We start from the raw sequence: 21,177 nt of genomic DNA, 5'->3' as shown, positions 1-21,177 counted from the left end.
CGATTCGGACAAGCGGACCCGACCCCGCCGCGCTAGCATGAGGTTTTTTACACGAGGTCCGCAATGAATCCGTTATCGAATCCGAATCCCCTGTTGCTGAAAGGCGCGGGCTGCTGGCTGCTGGTCGCGCTGCTGATGGCCTGGTGTCTGGTCGGCCTGCATTTCGAGTTGGCGCCGATCCAGGCCGTATTCCCCGGCAAGCCGGCCCGCTTGCTGCAGGCACATCTCGACTTTTTATTGATGAGCGCGTTGCTGTTGGGCTTTTACGGCGCTCGCTTCCCGCTGCCGCCCGTCGCCTGTTGGGCCATGGTGATCGGCGCGTTCACCAACTCCAGCCTATTTTTGTTGATGGCGATGTTTCCAACGCTCGACGACCCCGCCGCGACCGGCGCGGCGGTCGCGGTGTTTAAGCTGTATACCTTCGCCAGCATCGTCACGACCAGTTTCGGTTTTGGCCGAGCGGCCTGGGCGGCGGTCAGACACGCTGCTCAGCCGGCTTGACGCCGGGCCGCGATCAGCGCCAAACAGCGTTCGGCGACGGCTTGCGCCTGACTGTCCGGCGCGAATCCGGCGTATTTCGCCGCGAAGGCCTCGGCCGCGGCGGCGTAATTCGACCGAGTGCTCAGGTCCTTCAGCAGGGCGCGGAAATTCGGTTTGACGGTTTCGGCCGGCACTTGGATGCCGGCACCGATTTCGGCGATGCGGCGGGCGTTGATGGCTTGCTCGACCTGCATCGGCAAGACCAGTTGCGGTTTGCCGGCCAGCAGAGCCGCCGCCCCGGTAGCGGCACCACCGTGGTGGATGGCCAGAGCGCAAGTGCCTAGCGCCGCCGCCAGACTTAGCGGCCGAGCGCAAATATGTAGATTGGCGCCGGCGTATTGGTCGGCAAAGGCAGCGGACGCGCCGGGAATATGCAGCAGACACGACCAGCCGCTGGCTGTTAGCGCTCGCACTAACGAGTCCAGCGCAGGGTATTCCGGGCGCAAATATCCGAACAGCTTGGGTTCCGCGCCGGTCGGCCAGCGCGGTTCCGTGCCGGCGGTCGGATGCACGGCCGGGCCCCAATATCGGGCGGCGCCGCGTTGCGGATAGGCGTCCAGCTCCGGCCAAGTACACAAAAACGTTTCGGCGGTCTCGAACAAATCCGCCAAGGTCCGCATCGCCGGTGCCGCCAGCCTAGCCGCGACGGCGTTGGCGCCGGCCAGCACCCGGGCTTCGATGTCGGCCAACTCGCGTTGCGAGGTCGGCAGCCAGGGGCGTATTGCCGGCAAGGGCTGGCTCGCCGGCGGAATTTGAAAGCCGCCGCCGAACAGCGCCCCGGTCAACGGCAGGCCGCGCGCGGCCAATTGCGCGGTCGGCGCGTGGTCGAACACCAACAAGTCGGGTGTCAGGTGTCCAAACAGGGCGCGCCAAGCGCTGGCCCGGCCGTGGAGGGCGGCCGGGTCGGTGTAGCCGGTGTTGGCCAGAATCCCGGCGTAATTCAGCGCCGCCGGTAACGGCCGACCGTCAGGCCAATGCACCGGTGCCTGCAAATAGCCGAAAGCGTCGTCGCCGAGCAGCGCGTCGGCGAATTGCAGATTTTTCAGCACAAAGATCACCTCGTGCCCTGCCTGTCGCAAGTGCCTCGCCACCGGCAGGAAGGCGGCGATATGGCCGTAACCGGCGCCCAGCTCCCAGCAATACAGAATTCGGCTCATCGCGGACCGGCCGCTGGGCCGGAAACACCGGAGCCGGCCCACGATTGCGCGGTTTGCGATGCGTTTGAGGCCGTTCGCTCCGGCATCTCCCGGCAAGATGCGGATTTCGCTCGCCGGTGCGGATTTGCCGCCGAACCATTCACAGAACGCTGCCTAACGGCTATCTTTAACGCTGTCATTTTTTCCCGTGTCATCTCGTGATGTTATTACCCTTGGCAAGCCTGGATAGCGCCGCTATCCCCGCCGCCGGTCCGGCGCCTTGTAAACCCGCGTACCCGTTCAGTGTGCTCGAGCCGCGCAATGTCGCGTCCAAGCCGCTCATTTTAGCGGCCTTTGCCGCGTTGGCTTCGGCGCCGCCGGCGGTCGAAGCTTACACGCTCGACTTCTCCCCAACCAGTTACAGTGTCGACGAGGCGAGTGGCAGCGTTGAGGTTACCGTCAACTTGGCGTTGGGCCGGAGCGATTACGGCAGTTGTTTCGTTTCCGGCGTCGTTTCCGCCAATGGCGGAAGTGCCAGCGCGGCTAGCGATTTCACCATCTCCGGCGGGGAATTCAGCGTGGATGCGAATGACAACAGCTCGGCGACCGTCGTGGTCAACATCAACGACGATAGCGAGGTTGAGAGTACCGAGACAATCAGCCTGGCCTTGCAGTACCAGCCAGACTGCGACGGTTCGATCAATGTCGGCTCCGGCGCCACGATTTCGATCGCCGATAACGACGTCGCGCCAACTCCGCCCCCCGATCCTACGCCAACGCCCGACCCAACCCCGACCCCCGACCCAGCGCCGACACCCGATCCAACCCCGAATCCGACGCCCGATCCGACGCCGACGCCTGATCCAACCCCGAATCCGACGCCCAATCTGACCGACGATCCGCGCTTTTCGCCTAACCAACAAGCCATCTACGGCGGCTTGACCGCCGCTTGCGAAAACGCCAGCGGCGCGTTGGCGGCGCGTTGCGAGACCATCACCAACAACGATTTGAACCAAGTGATCCCGGACGAAGTGGCGGCCCAAGGCGCCGCCGCGATCGACTTCGGATTCAAACAGTTTTCGATCATTCATGGTCGCATCGTCAATTTACGAAACACGGGTCAGCAAGGTTCGACCTTGCTCGGGTATTCGACGATCAACATCAACGGCGAAACCCTACCGGTCGGCAAGGCGTTGCTGGCGGCGCTGAGTCCGGCGCGCGGCGGCGCGGCCGGCGACGACCCGGCCGAAGATCCGTTTCGGGACAGTCCGCTGGGTGTTTTCATCAAGGGTCAATTCAACGTCGGTCAGCGTAACGCCAGCTACAAGGAGCAGGGTTACAAGGTGGACCGCAAGGCGGTCACGCTCGGCGTCGATTACCGTTTTACCGACGATTTCGTATTGGGCGCCTCGTTCGGCTACGGCGGCGCCAACACCGATTACCACCGCAACAGCGGCAAAATGGCCAACGACGCTTACGAGTTTTCGTCCTACGGCAGCTACTTTCTGCCGGCCGACTTTTATGTCGATTGGATTATGAGCTATGCGTTGCACGCGTTCGAAATGGACCGGCGCTTGAATTTAAGCGACATCGATACCCTGGCGCGCAGTTCGGTCAACGGCGATCAGTACGGCATCAGTCTGGGCCTGGGCAAGGATGTTGCCATCGACAGTTTTGTGCTCAACCCCTACCTGCGTTGGGAGTACATCAACACCCAAGTCGACGCTTATCAGGAAACCGGCGGCGACGGTCTGGGTTTGACCTATGACCGTCAGTCCATGGAGTCGGTCACATCGACGATAGGCGCGCAAGCCAGCCAATCGGTCAGCACCGCCTGGGGGGTGTTGACGCCGGGGGCTCGTTTCGAATGGGTGCACCAATATATGAACGACAGCCGCGCGATTCGGGCCCGCTTCAGCCAAGCGGCGGCCGGCACCGGTTCGTTTAGCGTCGCCACCGAGAACCCGGACCGGGACTATTTCAATTTGGGCGGCTCGCTGGCGCTGAGCTTGCCGGAGGGGCGGGCCGGCTTTCTGCGTTACGAATATCGGGCCGGCCAAGCCTATATTTCCGATCATACCGTCGAGCTTGGCGCCAGGATTCCGTTTTAAGCACCCGGGTTTTGCCGGTTCCCGGTTGTTTCTTGGGGAATAGCGCCGGCTGGGCGCCATGCCACTTGGTGAGCTCGGCGCGAACCCATTCATTAAGTGGGATCGATTCGGGTCTATGCTTTCTTCACTCGGCCTTTTTTTTGCGAATCGGCCACTAGCCTTCCAGGAGGAAAAATGGAAAGTTTTGCGAACTTGTCGATTCGGGTGAAAACCGCGATTCCCATTGCATTGATGTCCTTGGTGTTGGTGGTGGTGGCCGCGCTGGGCTATCACTATTTGTTGAAGCTGGGCGATCACACCCGGCGCCTGGGCGAGGTTGAACTGCCGGCGCTGGCGGTCCTGCTGGAAAGCGACCGCGACATGTACCAGGCCATGCTGGCGGAGCGGACCCTGCAAGCGCCCGGCCTGGATAGCGCGGCGGCCGAAAAGCTCAAGGCCTTTCACGCCGAGAATCTGCAACAGGCCCGAGCCCGCTTCGACAAGTTTCTGGCGTTGACCGACCTGGCGAACGCCGGCCAGTACGAAGCCCGCTTCGATTCTTCCTTTCAGGCCTGGGTCAAGCAAAGCCAAGCCAATATCGCCTCGGCATTGACCGGTAAGCCCGCTGCTTATCAAAAAGGCGAGGCCGATTTCGAAAAGGCCAGGGCGGTCATTAATGAATTGACCGAGTCGGTCAATGCCCAAGCCGACCATTTGCGCGCGGCCGCCAGCGCGGACGTGGCATTCAGCGTCCGGGTATCGCTAGCGGCGCTGTCGGTGGGATTGGCGTTGGCGTTGGCCTTCGTCTGGGTGTTTCCGCGCCATATCGCCGAATCGCTGCGTCCCACGCTGGAGGCGGCGCGGCGCATGGCCGACGGCGATTTGAATTTCGAGCTGAAAACCGAACGCACCGAGGAAACCGGGCAATTGCTGAAGGCGATGGAAAGCGTCCGGCTGAGTCTGGGGGCCATGGTGGCCGATACCGAACTGTTGGTGGGCGCGGTTTCCGACGGGAGACTGGAGGTCAGAGCCGACGCGGATCGACATCGCGGTGCCTATCGCAATATTGTCGCCGGTATCAATCGGACTCTGGAAGCGATTGTCGTGCCGGTCAGCGCCGCGATCGCGGTTCTGGAAGAGGTCGAACGCGGCAAATTGACGCATACGCTGGACGGCGATTATCGCGGCCAATTCCTGAACTTTAAAAATACCGTCAACAACACCATCAACCGCCTGGCGGAAACCATCGGCCAAGTGATGCTGGCGGCCGACGCGTTGCGTAACGCCGCCGAGCAGATCGACGCCACCTCGCAAGCCTTGGCCAGCGCCGCCAGCCAGCAAGCCAGCGGGGCGGAACAGACCAGTGCCAGCATCGAGCAAATGGCGGCCAGCATCGAACAGAATGCCGATAACGCCAGGATTACCGACGGCATGGCCGGCGAGGCCGCGCAAGAGGCGGCGACCGGCGGCGCGGCGGTCCGGCAAACCGTGACGGCGATGCAGCAAATCGCCGCCAAGATCGGCATCATCGACGATATTGCCTACCAAACCAATATGCTGGCCTTGAACGCGGCGATCGAGGCCGCGCGGGCCGGCGACCACGGCAAGGGCTTCGCGGTGGTGGCGGCGGAAGTGCGCAAGTTGGCCGAGCGCAGTCAAGTCGCGGCTCGGGAAATCGGCAAACTGGCCGAAACCAGCGTCGAAACCGCCGAAAGCGCCGGGAATTTGTTGGACCATATCGTGCCGAGCATTGCCAAAACCTCGGAATTGATTCGCGAAATTGCCGCCGCCTCGCGCGAGCAATCGATCGGCGTCAGCCAGATCAACGCGGCGATGTCGCAAATGAACCAGGCGACCCAACAAAACGCCTCGGCCAGCGAGCAGTTGGCCGCCACCGCCGGCGGCATGACCGGCCAAACCGACCAATTGTTGGAATTGATGCGGTTTTTCGACATTGGAGAACCGGTTGACCTTCCTCCGGAAAAAATCGTTCGCGCCAGTCCGGCCAAGGGGCGATTCAAACGTTTTTGACCGGAGCCGCTGATTTTGAATCGTCGGGAAAGTTGATGAAGTCACGATTTTTCAATCGCTTCTCCCTGGGTACGGCGAGTTTGGCCGGATTGGTCGGCGTGGTCGGCTTCGCGGTATTAATGGGCTTTAGCCTGTGGCAGGAAAAACTGCAGCGCATCGCCCATGCCAGGGTCGAAACCGAAAACATCGCGATGGTGCTGGAAGGGCATGCGCTGGCGACCGTTCAAAAAATCGACTTGATCTTGTTCGACGTCCAGAGCCATCTGCGGGCCGGCGATATGCAGGCGCGTCCGGGCGACCGGAGCGAACGCGCGCTGGAACTGCATCGGTTGTTGAAGGACAAGGCCGCCAAGCTCAATGATGCGGCCATCATCGAGACCGGAGCGATTCAGGTGTTCGATGCCGATGGCAATTGCCTTTACAGTTCGCTCGACGGCCAGCCGCCGATCAGCGTCGCGGATCGCGACTATTTCCAACGCCACCGGGCCGACCCCGGCCTCGGTTTGTCGATCTCGCCGCCGCAGGTTTCCAAGACGCTGGGGCTGCGGAAAATCTCGCTGACCCGGCGCATCAATGGCCCGGACGGCCGTTTTGCCGGCATTGTCAACGCGGTAACGCTGTTGAGTTCCTTCGAACAGTTTTACTCGACGCTGGATTTGGGCGAACACGGTGCGGTGGTGCTGCGCGACGAGGCGATGCGCTTGCTGGCCCGGCACCCCATCTTGACCGAAGATACTGGGCAGCCCTTGCCGGATCATCCGGTGCTGGGTTTTGTCGCGCGCGGCAGCGATCGCGGCAACTACGTCGAGATTAGCCCCGCCGACGGCGTTAAGCGCCTCTACAGCTTCCGGCGGGTGGGCCGCTATCCGCTGTTTGTGCTGGCGGCCATCGCCGAACAGGATTATCTGGCCGAATGGTACGAGCATCTGCGTTGGTACGGCGCCGCCGGTTTGGTGATCGCGTTGTTGTCGTTGAAATTAATGCTGATGGCCCGTTACAGCCTGCTGAAGTGGCAAAGTAACGAAAAAAAATACCGGTATATCGTCGAAAACGCGCCGATCGGGGTCTTCCAGTGCGACAACCGGGGCAAACACCTGTTCGCCAACCTGACGATGGCCAGGCAGTTCGATTGCGAGTCGGTCGAAGATTTCATGGCAACTTACGGCGGGGCCGAATTCCGTTTTGCCGACTCCACCCACCTTTGCCAAGTCTTGGAACCCGACCGGGAGGTTCGCGAATTCGAAACCCGGGCCGTGTTGGCCAGCGGACATACCAAGTGGTTTTCGCTATCGGCCAGGGCGGACGCCAACGGCGTCGTCAACGGTTTTACGCTGGATATTACCGATCGCAAGCAAACAGAGGAAAAATTGCGAATGTCCGAGGAACGCCTGCGGCTGACGCTGGAAGCCGCCCAAATCGGCATTTTCGACTGGGATGTGGCCAGAGACCGTTTCGTGGTTTCGCCGATTTACTACAGCATGCTGGGTTATCCGCCCAAGGAAGGTCCGGGCGAACGCGACGAATGGCTGGAGCGGTTGCATCCGGACGATAGGGCGATGGTGGCCGGCAAAATCAACAGCGTGTTGGCCAAGCAAGCCAGCGCCTACTCTTACGAGGCGCGGATGCGCCACGCCGACGGCGAATACCGCTGGCTGAGCGTCAAGGCGTTCAACGTCGAACGCGGCGAGAGCGGCGTGGTCGGGCGCGTGCTGGGGATCCGGATGGATGTCACCGACCGCAAACGCAACGAAGAGGAATTGGCGCACTATCGGGATCATCTGGAACGGTTGGTCGACGAGCGCACCGCCGAACTGCTGGAAGCCCGCAAACTGGCCGACGATGCCAACCGGGCCAAGTCCGACTTTCTGGCCAACATGAGCCACGAAATCCGTACCCCGATGAACGCCATCATCGGCTTGACCCGGCTGGCGCTGGATACCGAGCTCAGCCAGCAGCAGCGGGACTATCTGGGCAAGGTCTTGAATGCGTCGCAGGCTTTGCTGGGCATACTCAACGACATACTGGATTACTCGAAAATCGAAGCGGGCCGGATCGACATCGAGGCGGTCGATTTTTGTTTGGAAGATATTTTGCGCGCCACCGCCGATCTGTTCTCGTTCCGGGCCGAGGAGAAAGGCATCGAATTGTTTATCGACATGGCGCCGGATGTCCCGGAGTGGCTGGTCGGCGATCCGTTGCGGCTGAGCCAGGTTGTCGACAATCTGGTCGGCAACGCCATCAAGTTTACCGAGCGCGGCGAAGTGCATCTGAAAGTCGAGCAAAAAGAAATGACCGCCGACGGGGTGTGCTTGCGCTTCGCGGTCCGCGATACCGGGATCGGCTTGACCGCCGATCAGGCCAATCGATTGTTCCGGCCCTTCGTGCAGGCCGAGGCCGGTATCACTCGCCGCTTCGGCGGAACCGGCCTGGGCCTGACGATCTGCAAACGGCTGGTCGAGATGATGCGCGGCCGCATTGCATTGTCCAGCGAGCCGGGGCGGGGCAGTACTTTCGTCTTTACCGTGTGGTTGGGCTTGCCGGACCCGCAAAAACGGCAAGCCAAGCTCGGTCGCGGCTTGCACGATTTGCGGGCGATGCGGACGCTGGTGGTCGACGACCAGGAAACCTCGTTGTTGATTTTGCGGACGATGCTGCAAAGTTGGGGGTTTCAGGTGACGACCGCCGATTCCGGCGCCGCCGGGTTGCGGTTTTTCGAAGAGGCCGAACGCGACGGCCAGCCCTACGAGTTGTTGGTCCTGGATTGGAAAATGCCGGCGATGAATGGCTTGGAATTCGCGCGGGCCGTGGCTGAACTGAAGCCGGACAATCGCCCGCCGATTACGGTGATGGTGACCGGCTTCGGCCGGGAAGAGCTGGCCGAAGCGGCTGACGGCGGTTTGGTGGATGCCATCGTCGGCAAGCCGGTAACGCCGTCGGAAATGTTCGACGTGCTGATGAGTCTGCAACGCCAGGAGCACGTCGCGGTGTCACCGGCCGCCGACGTGTTCGAAACCAGCCGGGTGTTGTTGGATGGCATGCGCGGCGCTCGAATTCTGTTGGTTGAGGATAATGAGCTCAATCAGCAAGTGGCCAGAGAATTTCTGATAAAAAGCGGATTGTCGGTGGAACTGGCCAACAACGGTCTGGAGGCGGTCGATTTGGTGCAGCGCCAGCGTTTCGACGCGGTGTTGATGGATTTGCACATGCCGGTCATGGACGGCTTGGAAGCGGCGCGGCGGATTCGGGCGCTGGAGGAGTGCCGGCAGTTACCCATCATCGCGATGACGGCTGCCGCGATGGCGCAAGATCGCCAGGCTTGCGCGGCGGCCGGCATGAACGGCCACATCGCCAAGCCGGTCGAACCGCAAGAACTCGCCGAAGTGCTGGCGCGCTGGGTCAATCGGAACGGCGAGCGGGCGCCGTCGGCGCCGGAACCGGAGCCGGCCGCGATCGCCGAAGCGCCGGTCGCGGTCGATAGTGAAGCTGAAATCGCCGGATTGGCTCGGGCCCTGCCGGGTGTTTCGGTCGGGGTGGCGTTGCGGCGGATGGGTGGCGATCCGGCATTCTACCGGCGCTTGCTGGCGCGCTTCGCCGAGCGTCAAGGCGAAGCCGGCGCGCACATTCGGCGCTTGGCCGGCGCCGGCGATCATGAAGCGCTCTATCAACTGGTCCACAATCTCAAAGGCGAGGCCGGCAATTTAGGGCTGGACAGCATCGCCGGTCCGGCCGATCGCTTGGGACGCTTGCTGAAAACCGTCGGCGCCCAAAACTGGGCCGAATTGGCGGCAAGCCTGGCGAGCGAATGCGAGTTGATGACGGCGCGTCTGGCCGCGCTGGCACTCGATGGCGCCGCCGTTGTCCGAACGGCGCCGGGTGGTGGTGGGGCCGGCGAGTTTTGGCCGCGTTTGGCGCTGCTCGAACAGCAGCTGAAGAGTAAAAGTTTGGAGGCTCGTCGGCTGGTTGATGAGTTGGAAGTCACGATAGACGATCCCAACTTGGCGGAAAAATTCGCCGCGGTTGTCCAGGCGGTTAAACAACTACGTTACGACGCCGCATTGGCCGAACTGACCAAACTCGGCGAAGGCCGGGCACCATAGGAGTTGAACATGAACGAGCATAGCAAGGCTCAACGGGTCTTGATTGTCGACGATTCGCTGAGCAATATCGAGTTGCTGGACCATATCCTGGGTAAACACTATGCGACCAGTTTCGCGACCAACGGTGCCGAGGCGTTGGAGTTGGTCGGCCGATGCCCGCCGAACTTGGTATTGTTGGATGTGGTGATGCCGGGTATCGACGGTTACCAAGTTTGCCGGCGCTTGCAGGACGATGCCGCGACCCGGGATATTCCGGTGATTTTCCTGACCAGTCTGGACAGTCCGGTCGACGAGGAATACGGTTTGTCGCTGGGGGCGGCCGATTTCATCCACAAGCCGGTGTCGCCGCCGGTGGTGTTGGCCAGGGTGCGCAATCATCTGGCCTTGGCCGACACCACGCGGGAACTGCGCCGTCACAACGAAAATCTGGAACAGTTGGTGGCCGAGCGCACCGAGGAATTATTGCAGCGCAATCGGCAATTGATCGCGGCCCAAGGCTCGGTGATCTCGGCGTTTTGCGCGCTGGCGGAGGTCCGCGACAACGAAACCGGCAATCACATCCGCCGCACCCAAAATTACGTGCGCGAACTGGGCGAGGCCTTGCGCGGCCACCCGCGCTTTCGAGCCTATTTGAACGACGAAACCATCGAGTTGATGTACAAAACCGCGCCGCTGCACGACATCGGCAAGGTGGCGATTCCGGACGCGGTGTTGCTTAAACCCGGCAAATTGACCGATGCCGAATGGGTGATCATGAAACGCCATTGCGAGGCCGGCCGCGACGCGATCGTATCGGCCGCCCGAGAATTCGGCGACGGCGAGGGGACCTTCCTGGAATGCGCGGCGGATATTGCCTATTGCCATCATGAACGTTGGGACGGCAATGGCTATCCGCGCGGTTTGCGCGGCGATAGCATTCCGATCAGCGCCCGGTTGATGTCGGTCGCCGACGTTTACGATGCGCTAACCACCAGGCGGGTTTACAAGCCGGCCTTCAGCCACGCCGAATCGGTCAAGCTGATTTGGGAGGGGCGCGGCAGCCAGTTCGATCCGGACGTCACCGATGCGATGACCGCGTTGGCCGGCCGTTTCGAGGCGATAGCCGAACATTACCGGGATGCCGAATAAGCCGCCGTCACAGCCAGCCGTCCCTGGCGTGGTCGAGGATCGCGGTGACGGCCGGGTGTTGTTGCTTGCGGCGCAGCGTGATCGCGTAAAAACGTTCCAGCACCGTTTCGATCCGGCCCAACGCTTCGACGCCGTATTGCCGGCAAATTTCGCCGGCCACCGCGCTCGGCGCGACGAACAGGCCGGCACCGCCGGCGCCGAAAGTCTTCAGCAGCGCGCTGTCTTCGATTTCAGCCTGAATGTTGGGACTAATGCCGTTGGCGTCGAACCATGAGTCCAGCGAGCGCCGCAGCGCGGTATTGCCGGTCGGCAGCAAGAACGGCGCGCCGGTCAGCGAACGCGGAAAGCGGTCGCGATAAGTCGCCGCCAAGCCGGGACTGCCGAACACGCTGACATCGCATTCGCCGAGCAAGTGGTTGAAGGCCTTGGCGCCGCTGGCCGGGGTCAGCGGCGTGTCCGACAGTACCAAATCCAGGCCTTGCACGGCAATTTCGGCCAGCAACCGGTCGGCCTTGTCTTCGTAGCAATGAATCTGGACCGGCTCCGGCAAGCGGAAAACCGGTTCGATCAGCCGGTACACCGCCAATTTGGGCAAGGCGTCGGAGACGCCGACCGTCAAGCGCCAGGCTCGCCCGGTCGGCAGGCCCTTCAAGGTGTTGGTCAGCTCCCGGCCCAGCGTAAAAATCTCGTCCGCGTAGTGAAACACCAGCCGGCCGGTATCGGTCAGCAGCAATTTGCGGCCGCTTTTGTAGAACAACTTATCGCCGATGGCTTGTTCGAACACCGCCAGCTGGCCGCTGACGGTCGGCTGAGCCAGATGTAGTTTTTCGCAGGCGCGGGTGATGCTGGCCTCCCGGGCCACGTGCCAAAAATAATACAAGTGTTGGTAATTGATGCGTTCCTGCATGGCATTAACATAGAAATTTTCGATGAATTCATTCTAATCTTTCTATTTAACAATGCCAATGACAGGCGTTACGCTATTCGCAAAGTGGCCGGCCCGCTTTTTGCTGACTGATGCGGTAACCGCTGACCATGATGGAGACTTAAGTGACTAAATATACCGACGACAAACCACTGCGCCGCTCGATTCGTTTGCTGAGTTCGATGCTGACCAGAGTCTTGAAACACCAGGGCCAACGCGATGTGGAGGAATCCGTCGCGCAATTGCAGCGCCGCTTTGCCGCGCTGATGCGCGACAACACGCCGGCCCGGCGCAAGCCCTTGCAGGATGTCGTCGAGCGATTGGACGCCGACCAAATCGGCCAGGTGGTCAGGGTGTTCAACCAATATTTCAGCCTGTTGAGCATCGCCGAGGAGTCGCATTCGCTGGGTCAGCGCCGCCAGCGCCAGACCGGGCATTTCTGGCCGGGCTCGTTCCACGACACCTTATGCACCTTCAAGGAATCCGGCATCGGCGCCGAACAAGTGCAAACCCTGCTGGCGGACTTGTTGTACCTGCCGGTGATGACCGCCCATCCGACCGAGGCCAAGCGCCGTACCGTCAAGGGCGCGCTGCGCAATCTGTTTTTGACCCACGAGCAGATCGACGGCAGCCGGCAGGGCCCGGCCCGCAAGGCGGCATTGGAGCGCTTGCAGGCGCAAATTCAGCTACTGTTGCGCACCGATGAAGTGCGCGGCCGCAAGCCCGGCGTGGTCGACGAAATCGATACCGGCCTGTTTTATTTTCCGCTGTCGCTGTTCGAGGCGACCATCAAGGTTTACCGCAACTTCGAGGAATCGATGGCGGACGTTTACGGCGCCGAGGCCGCCGCCAGCGCGCGGGTTCCCAGTTTCCTGAAATTCGGGTCGTGGATCGGCGGCGACCGCGACGGCAATCCCAACGTCACTCCGGAAACCACGGTGTTGGCGTTGCGGCTGCAAGCGCAAGCGATCCTGATGGAGTACGCGCGGCGTATCGATGCGTTGCGCGGCCAGTTGTCGCATTCCTACGGCTTGTGCGAACTGACCGGCGAATTCAGCGCCAGCCTGGAGGCCGACCGCACCGCATTGGGGCCGGCGGTCGCCGAATTGGCGCGGCCTTATCTGCAAGAACCCTATCGCCACAAATTGACTATCGTCAAATACCGGCTAGAACAGGGTCTGGAGCGCATTGCCCGGCGCTTGCGCGGCGACACGGAAGCGGCCGACTGCCATGCTTATCCCAGCGTCGGCGAATTTCTGCGCGATCTGCGCGTGATCGACCGATCGCTGCGCAACCATGGTGACGCCAATATCGCAGAACTGGAATTGCATGACTTGATCCGCCTCGCCGATACCTTCGGCTTTCATTTGATGCATCTGGATGTGCGCCAGGAATCGACTCGGCACAGCGAGGCGGTCGCCGATATTCTCGGCGCGGCCTTGGGCGTCGATTACCGGGCGATGAGCGAGCAAGAGCGTCTGCAACTGCTCGGCGAGGCAATCGCCGCGCCGGGCGGCTTGATGTTCGACGCGGGCGCGCTGCCGTCGGCGACCCGCGAAACCCTGGCCTTGTTCGAGGTGATGGCCAGCAGCCGGCGCGAAATCGGTCCGGACTGCTTTGGCGAATACGTGATTTCGATGACGCACCACGCCAGCCACGTCTTGGAAGTGATGTTGCTGGCCGCCCAGTGCGGTTTGGTCGGCCGGATTCGCGGCCACTGGTATTGCAACATCGGGGTCAGCCCGCTGTTCGAGACGATTGACGACTTGAACCGGATCGAGGAAGTGTTGAACGACTTGTTCGATTCGCCGACCTATCTGACCTTGCTGAAGGCCTCCGGCCGCCGCCAGGAAATCATGCTGGGTTATTCCGACTCCTGCAAGGACGGCGGCATTCTGGCCTCGGCCTGGGGCTTGTACCGGGCCCAGCGCCGCATCGTCGATATTTGCGACCGGCGCGGCATCCGCTGCCGTTTGTTTCACGGCCGCGGCGGCACGGTCGGGCGCGGCGGCGGTCCGACCCACGAAGCGATTTTGGCGCAGCCGGCCGATACGGTGCGCGGCCAGATCAAATTTACCGAGCAGGGCGAAGTGCTGTTCTATCGCTACAACAACATGGAAACCGCGATCTACGAGCTGACGATGGGCGTGACCGGGCTGTTGAAGGCCAGCGCCAGCCTGGTGCAGCCGGTCGCGCCGGATAACCCGGAAAATCTGGCGGTGATGGACGAATTGGCGCGGATCGGCGAACAAAGCTACCGGGATTTGACCGAGCGTACGCCGGGTTTTCTGGATTATTTCTACGAATCGACGCCGGTCGGCGAAATCGGCCGCTTGAACATCGGTTCGCGGCCGTCGCACCGCAAGAAACAGGACCGCTCCAAGGAATCGGTGCGGGCCATCGGTTGGGTATTTGCCTGGGCGCAGTCGCGGCAAACCTTCCCGGCCTGGTACGGCATCGGCCTCAGCGTTTCGACCTGGTGCGCCGGTCGTAGCGAGCGGTTGGAGCAACTGCGGGCCATGTACCGCGACTGGCCGTTTTTCCGCAATCTGCTCAGCAACGCCCAGATGGCCTTGAGCAAGTCGGACATGGAACTGGCGCGGGAATACGCCGGCTTGTGCGTGGACCCGGAAACCGGCAAACGCGTGTACGCTTTGATCGCCGGCGAGTACCAGCGTTGCGTGGACTGGGTGCTGGATGTGGCGCAAATCGAGCGGCTGTTGGCCGACAATCCCGGCTTGGCCGATTCGCTGCGCCGCCGCGACGCCTACCTGGGCCCGCTGAATTTTTTGCAAGTCTGCCTGTTGCGCAAGGTGCGGGAAGACGATGCCGGCGCCGGCGACAGCCCTTGGCTGAATCCGCTGTTGCGCACGATCAACGCGATCGCCGCCGGCATGCGCAACACCGGCTAATTTCGCGGCGGCAGGCCGGCGCCGCAACCGTCGTTTGGGAGGGATCATGATTAACGAAATCGTGAACGGGTCTATCGGCGCCTGTGCCAACGCCTATGCGGCCGCCAAACGCCGCTACGGCGGCCGGCGTTTGGCTTGGGGCGCCGGCGCGCTAATTTTGCTCGGTTTCGGCGATACCCTGTTGCCGATGATAGGCCACGCCTTGCACGTGACGATAGAAATCGTCGAATGGCTGTTGGAACACTGGCTGGAGTCGGCCTTCGATTTGTCGCCGCGCCAGGCCGAAATCACGGTATTTTGGCTGGGCGTACTCGCGATCGGCGTCGGATCGTGGCGGGCCGGCCGGGCCGCGTATCGGGCGGGATTGCTTTGGTGGCGCGATTGGACGGCGCGCTGGCGGGCCTACTCGGCGGGGCGGGCCTACTGGCCGGCCTTGGCGCGTTCGGCCTTGGTGTTCGGCGCGCTCGGCTCCACGCTGTTGATGTTTACTTGAGCGGCGCGATCTGGATTTTCGATAGATAGCGGTACCATGCCTTACGCGCTTCAAATTTCGGCAAGTCCGCCTCTCGCCTTCCTGGATGGAGTGTCGTAAAAGCCCCTCTCCTTGCGGGAGAGGGGGTGGGGTGAGGGGGAAATTGCACGGGAACGCATTGATTTTTTATCCCCTCACCCTGCCCAGTCCCGCGAGGACAGGGTTCTGTTTTGACTTTTACGACACTCCCCGGTCGGGATGGAGGGAGGGTGTCAAAAAACCAAAATTTGAAGTGCGATGGCGATACCACCACTTTTAACGCGGCCGATGCCGGCCGATTCGTCAATCCATCGGGATTCGTGAAACCATGCGGACTTTACAGGGATATCTCAGCCGACTGTTGGCGTTACCGGAAACCGGGCCGGTTCGGGACGCGCCGGCGGATTTGACCGAACTCGCTTATCGCTTGGGCCTGCGCCTCGAGCCGGCGGTGCTGACGCCGAGCGCCGCCGCCGAAACCTCGGCGCCGCAAACCCCGCTGCTGATCGAATTGGCCGAGCGCGGCGGCTGGCTGGTGTTGTACGGCTTTCGCTCCGGTTCGGTGCGGGCCGCGTTGATCCACGGCGACGCCGTCGAAGAGCGCTTGATCGAGCCGGCCGAAGTTGCCGCCTTGTTGGGCCTGAACGCCGAGCGGCCGGCCGAGTGGTTGCTGGTGCAAGCCAAGGCGCCGTTGGCCAATGCGGTGAGTCCCGACGGCCACGGCCATCTGCCACCATGGCGGCGCTTGGTGGAGTTGCTGCGCGCGGATTTGCCCGATCTGTGGCTGGTGTTGGGGCTGGCCCTGGGTTCGGGCTTGCTGGCGCTGGCGTCGCCGGTCGCCGTGCAAGCGTTGGTCAACACCGTGGCGATGGGCGGCATGGGCCAACCCCTGCTGGTGTTGGCGGTCATTCTGTTTTTCTTTCTGGCTTTCGCCGGCGCGGTACATGTGCTGGAAGCCTATCTGGTCGAAATCGTCCAACGCCGGGTGTTCGTGCGCTTGGCCAGCGATTTGGCCCATCGCTTGCCGCGCGTGCGGCGCGAGGCCGGCGATGCCCACCACGGCGCCGAATTGGTGAACCGCTTTTTCGACGTGCTGACCTTGCAAAAGGCCGGTTCGGCCTTGTTGCTGGACGGCTTGAGCACCGTGGTGCAAACCGGCGTGGGCTTGCTGATGCTGGCGTTTTATCATCCGTTTTTGTTGGCCTTCGACGTGGTATTGCTGATTTTGATCGGCGTGATCGTGTTCGTGTTGGGGCGGGGCGGCGTGAGCACCGCGATTGACGAATCCATCGCCAAGTACGCCTTGGTGGCCTGGCTGGAAACCGTCGCCGCCAATCAGCAGATTTTCAAATTCGCCGGCGGGCCGCGCTGGGCGATCAAACGGACCGACGCGTTGTCGCTGAACTATCTGGACGCCAAACGCGGCCATTTTCGAGTGCTGTTGCGCCAAATCATCGGCTCGTTGGTCTTGTACGCCGCCGCCAGTACCGGTTTATTGGCGCTGGGCGGCTATTTGGTCATCGACGGCCATCTGACCTTGGGCCAGTTGGTGGCCGCCGAATTGATCGTGTCGTCGGCCTTGATCTCGTTGATCAAGTTCGGCAAGCATCTGGAAGGCTTTTACGATCTGATGGCGGGGACCGATAAGATCGGCCATTTGCTGGATTTGCCGCTGGAGCGCGGCGACGGCGAAACCTTGCCGGCGGCCGGCCCGTTGGCGGTGGATGTGGCCGGGCTCGGCTTCGCCTACGGCCAGCGCCGGCCGGTTTTCAACGACTTGAGCTTCGCGATCGGTGCCGGCGAAAAAGTCGCGCTGTTGGCCGGACATGCCGCCGGCAAGACCACCTTGGCGGAACTGCTGTGCGGCTTGCGGCCGGCCGGCACAGGCCATATCGAAATCGGCGGCGTCGAATTGGGCCGGCTGCGCTTGGAGGCCTTGCGCGGTCGGCTGGCGCTGGTGGGGCGGCCGGAATGGGTGGCGGACACCTTATTCGAAAACGTGCGGCTGGGCCGGTCGGACATCGACGCCGAGGCGGTCCGGCAGGTTCTGGAGCGCTTGGGTTGGACCCGTTTTGGTTACGACGCGGCGGTTGACGCGCTGGCTACCGAGTTGACGGTGGGCGGCGCGCCGCTGTCGGCCGCGCAAGGCCATTTGGTCTTGTTGGCCCGGGCGATGGTCGGCCGGCCCGGCATTTTGATCGTGGACGGCTTGCTCGACGACATGAGCCAGGAATGGCGCGATGCGGTGCTGGCCGCGTTGTGCGCCGACGCTGCGCCGTGGACTTTGATCGTGACGACCGGCGTGCCGGCGGTGGCGCGCGGTCTGACGCGGGTGATCGAATGGGCAGGAGAGGACAATGGACGAATGGCATAACCGGCTGTCGGCCTTGGCGGCCGCGCATACGCCGAGGAGCGTCGGACGTTGGGCGCGGGCGTGCGTCTGGCTGTTTGTGCTGACGCCGCCGGCGTTGTTGGTGACGCCTTGGCAGCAAAACATCAACGCCAGCGGCCGGGTCTCGGCCTTCGCGCCACTGGAGCGCCAACAAACCGTCGAAGCGCCGGTCGGCGGCCGGATCGTCGCCTGGCATGTCAAGGAAGGCGCCAAGGTCAAGGCCGGCGAGGTGTTGCTGGAAATCGCCGATGTCGATCCGCAACTGTTGGAGCGGCTGACCAGCCAGCGCGACGCGGCCGCCGCCAAACTGGCCGCCAAGCAAGACGAGTTACGCGCCTATCGGCTACAGCTCGACAATCTGCAAGCCACCCGCGACTTACAGGTGGCGACCGCTCAGTATCGGCTGGATGTGGCCAAGCAGCGCGCCCGCGCCGCCGCCGAGGCCATCGCTTCGGCCCGCGCCACGCTGGACGCGGCCAGTTTGCAGCGCGAGCGTTTGCAACGCTTGCTCGGCGACGGTCTGGTGTCGCAACGCGAATTCGAACTGGCCGAGCGCGACGGTGTCGTGGCCGGACGCGGCCTGAACAGCGCCCAAGCCAGCCTGGAAGGCGCGCTGGCCGAGCAGCGCGCCGCCGAAGCCGAGATCGGTCGGATTCGCGCCGATGCCCAGGCCCGTATCGATTCGGCCAGCGCGGCGGCCAACAAAACCCAAAGCGAACTCGAGGACGGTCGCGCCAGCCTGTTGAAGGCCGAAGTCGATTTGTCCCGCCAACAATCGCAATCGATTACCGCGCCGCGCGACGGCAGCGTGTTGCGCCTGCTGGCCAATCCGCAAAGCGACTTGGTGCGCCAGGGCGATCCGCTGTTGGCGCTGGTGCCGGACCGCGACGTCAAGGCCGTCGAATTGTGGGTGGACGGCAACGACGCCGCGTTGATCACGCCCGGCCGCCACGCCCGCCTGCAATTCGAAGGTTGGCCGGCCTTGCAATTTGCCGGTTGGCCTGAAGTGGCGGTCGGTACCTTCGGCGGCAACGTCGCGTTCGTCGACGCCAGCGACGACGGCAAGGGCAAATTCCGGGTTCTGGTGATACCGGACCCGGCCGACCGCGAATGGCCCAGCGAGCGTTTTCTGCGCCAAGGCGTGCGAGTCAAGGGTTGGATACTGTTGAATCGGGTGACGATGGCCTACGAGTTGTGGCGCCAGCTGAATGCGTTTCCGCCGCAATTGACCGTCGAGGCGCCGGTCAACGATCTGGTCAGGCAGAAGCTGAAATGATCAGGCGACCTTATCGTTATCCGTTGTTCTCGGCGGTCAATCCGGTGGCGCGGAGTCTGGCATTGCTGCTTGCACTCGGCGGCTGTTCCGGTTATTTCGATACCAGTCCGGACCGCCAACTGACAAAACGGGTCGAGGATCGGTTGCAATCCGATCAAGGATTGAACTTGCCGGCGCTGTCCGCCGCGCCGCCGCAAACCGTCGAGCAGGCCTTGCCGCAATTCAAGGAACGGCTGATCACCAATCTGCCGAAAGCGCCGGCCAAACCGGCCCAGCCCCGGCCCGACCGTCCCGCCGCCGAGCCGGACGCCAGCCGGCGCCTGTCGATCGCGGCGGTGCGCGGTTTGGCGCTGGAAAACAATCTGGATCTGAAAATCGCCCAAATCGACCCCAAGTTGGCGCAATTGGCGGTCAGCGAGGAGCAGGCCAAATTCGACGATTTGATCTTCGCCAAGGCCAAGTACGGCCAGAAGAACACCCCGGCCGAAAATCTGGATGTCGTGACCTTTACCCCCAGCGACGCCGATTCGCCGCTGAAAAACGAAACCGATAAATTGACCGCGATCGCCCAACGCACCGAAGGCCTGGAACTGGAGGCCGGCGTGGTGATTCCGTTGCGGACCGGCGCCAAGGTCACCCTCAGCGCGCCGTTCGACGCCAAGAAGCAATATCGGGGCGTGGCCTCCGACCAATACCGCAACGCGCTGCGCTTTTCGATCAGCCAGCCGCTGCTGCGAGATGCTGGCATCGCCAACAACGTGGCCGGCATTCGCATCGCCCGCTACGAACAACAGGCGGTCGATGTGAAAACCCGCTTGCAAGCGATTCGGGTATTGGCGGCGGTCGAGCGGGCCTATTGGAGTCTGTACGTTGCCTGGGGCGAGTTGGACGTGCGCCGCCAGCAATACGAAAATGCCGCCGGCAATCTGGCGATGGTCAAAAAGCGGGTCGGCGAGGGCTTGACCGCCGCCGTCGAAATCAATCGGGCCGAGATCGGCGTCGCCGAGCGGCTGGAAACGCTGATCGTCGCCGAAACCACGCTGAAAACCCGGCAGCGCCAGCTCAAGCTATTGCTGAACGACGCCAATCTCGATCTGGATTCGCCAACTGTGTTGATTCCGGAAACCGAGCCGACCTTATTGGAATTCAGCTTCGATCGTGAACAGTTGGCGGCGCGGGCCTTGGACGGGCGGCTGGAATTGCTGGAACTGGAATTGAAGCTGGCCGCCGACGCCACCAAAATCGATTACCTGGAAAACCAGACCCTGCCGATGTTCATGCTGGATTACCAATACGGCGGCCTTGGCCGCGATACCGGTTCGATCAGCGGTGCGTTCGATCAAACCCTGAGCGGCCGCTATTCCGACTGGTCGGTCGGCTTGCGGATGGAAATTCCGTTGAGCAACGAATTGCGCCGCGCCCGACTGGACAAGGCGGTGCAGGAACGCTTGCAACGCTTGACCAGCAAACAACTGCGCGAACTCAGCGTGCGCCGGGAGATTTACGACGCGCTGGACGTGCTGGGCCAGAACTGGCGGCGCATCTTGGCCGCGCGCCAAAATGTGTTGTTGGCCGGCTTGAATTACGACGCCGAATTGAAACAGTTTCGCGAAGGCTTGCGTACGATGACCGAAGTATTGGAAACCCTGACCCGGCTCGGCGAGGCGCAATTGCGCGAGGTCAGGGCGGTCGGCGACTACCAGGTGGCGCTGGTCGATCTGGCTTTCGCGACCGGTACCGTGCTCGGCCATAGCCGGGTCGATTTCGAGCAGGCGGCGGCGCGCTGACTTCGACGGCGCGATCGCCAATCGCATCAAAAAGGAAAAAACAGGGTTTACAGCGACCCGCTATCGGTCTATCGTGGCAGCGCGTCTTTTGCCGCTTAGTTTGCAAACTACCCCTCGATCTATAAGGGTATCGCGGCGCTTGCCGCCACCGGCCGGGCATTTCGCCGCGGTCGCCGTTTTTTTATTCTTGGGGAGGAATCATCATGCAGCGTACCATCAAGCTATGTCTGGGATTGGCGGCGATGGCCGGGTTCGGCCTGGCCGATACGGCACTGGCCAGCCAAACCGTCTGGGATGTCGGGGCCGCCGAACTTCGCTTCGACACCGACGAATTTTTGTTTTCGATCGCCGA

12 protein-coding genes are annotated in these 21,177 nt (G+C 62.4%); 10 read left to right on the top strand and 2 right to left on the bottom strand.

The genetic code is table 11. The features are described from left to right. Positions 1–63 precede the first annotated feature (63 nt). Positions 64–501, top strand: coding sequence for a hypothetical protein (locus AC3B8H_RS03200; RefSeq protein ID WP_488440176.1), 438 nt, complete (start codon positions 64–66; stop codon positions 499–501). Here the strand turns inward: AC3B8H_RS03200 and AC3B8H_RS03195 are convergent. Beyond that, entirely contained in the window at positions 489–1,697 is a 1,209-nt protein-coding gene (locus AC3B8H_RS03195) for a glycosyltransferase (RefSeq protein ID WP_488440175.1), read from the bottom strand. The genes AC3B8H_RS03200 and AC3B8H_RS03195 overlap by 13 nt on opposite strands. 200 nt (positions 1,698–1,897) lie before the next feature. Here AC3B8H_RS03195 and AC3B8H_RS03190 point away from each other — a divergent pair, with 200 nt between their 5' ends. From AC3B8H_RS03190 to AC3B8H_RS03175, 4 genes are all read left to right on the top strand, one after another. After that, a complete protein-coding gene (locus AC3B8H_RS03190) occupies positions 1,898–3,787 on the top strand; it encodes an autotransporter domain-containing protein (RefSeq protein ID WP_488440182.1) in 1,890 nt (629 codons plus the stop codon). A 174-nt stretch (positions 3,788–3,961) separates the two neighbouring features. Continuing rightward, positions 3,962–5,797, top strand: coding sequence for a HAMP domain-containing methyl-accepting chemotaxis protein (locus AC3B8H_RS03185; RefSeq protein WP_488440174.1), 1,836 nt, complete (start codon positions 3,962–3,964; stop codon positions 5,795–5,797). 35 nt (positions 5,798–5,832) lie between these two features. Next, positions 5,833–9,894 (top strand): response regulator, encoded by a 4,062-nt coding sequence (locus tag AC3B8H_RS03180; RefSeq protein WP_488440173.1) that lies wholly within the window; start codon positions 5,833–5,835, stop codon positions 9,892–9,894. A 9-nt stretch (positions 9,895–9,903) separates the two neighbouring features. Further along, complete coding sequence (locus AC3B8H_RS03175; RefSeq protein WP_488440172.1) at positions 9,904–11,022, top strand: HD domain-containing phosphohydrolase; 1,119 nt, start codon at positions 9,904–9,906, stop codon at positions 11,020–11,022. A gap of 7 nt (positions 11,023–11,029) precedes the next feature. Here the strand turns inward: AC3B8H_RS03175 and nhaR are convergent, their stop codons facing one another. Next, positions 11,030–11,929, bottom strand: a complete 900-nt coding sequence (gene nhaR, locus AC3B8H_RS03170) for a transcriptional activator NhaR (protein WP_488440171.1) — start codon at positions 11,927–11,929, stop codon at positions 11,030–11,032. Positions 11,930–12,072: 143 nt separating this feature from the next. On the opposite strand from nhaR, the gene ppc reads away from it, so the two are divergent. The 5 genes from ppc (at position 12,073) to AC3B8H_RS03145 (ending at position 20,825) form a co-directional block, all read left to right on the top strand. Further along, positions 12,073–14,859 (top strand): phosphoenolpyruvate carboxylase, encoded by a 2,787-nt coding sequence (gene ppc / locus AC3B8H_RS03165; protein ID WP_488440170.1) that lies wholly within the window; start codon positions 12,073–12,075, stop codon positions 14,857–14,859. 46 nt (positions 14,860–14,905) lie between these two features. Continuing rightward, entirely contained in the window at positions 14,906–15,352 is a 447-nt protein-coding gene (locus AC3B8H_RS03160; protein WP_488440169.1) for a hypothetical protein, read from the top strand. 346 nt (positions 15,353–15,698) lie between these two features. Next, positions 15,699–17,744, top strand: coding sequence for an ATP-binding cassette domain-containing protein (locus tag AC3B8H_RS03155; RefSeq protein WP_488440168.1), 2,046 nt, complete (start codon positions 15,699–15,701; stop codon positions 17,742–17,744). Further along, positions 17,728–19,038, top strand: a complete 1,311-nt coding sequence (locus AC3B8H_RS03150) for an HlyD family secretion protein (RefSeq protein ID WP_488440167.1) — start codon at positions 17,728–17,730, stop codon at positions 19,036–19,038. The genes AC3B8H_RS03155 and AC3B8H_RS03150 overlap by 17 nt, the downstream gene beginning before the upstream one ends. Next, positions 19,035–20,825, top strand: a complete 1,791-nt coding sequence (locus AC3B8H_RS03145) for a TolC family protein (RefSeq protein WP_488440166.1) — start codon at positions 19,035–19,037, stop codon at positions 20,823–20,825. The genes AC3B8H_RS03150 and AC3B8H_RS03145 overlap by 4 nt, the downstream gene beginning before the upstream one ends. Positions 20,826–21,177: the final 352 nt, after the last annotated feature.

It is taken from the genome of Methylomonas sp. BG-2, assembly GCF_057766305.1.
Note: the sequence above shows the minus strand (reverse complement) of the source record. Positions and strands in the feature narration are given on the sequence as shown.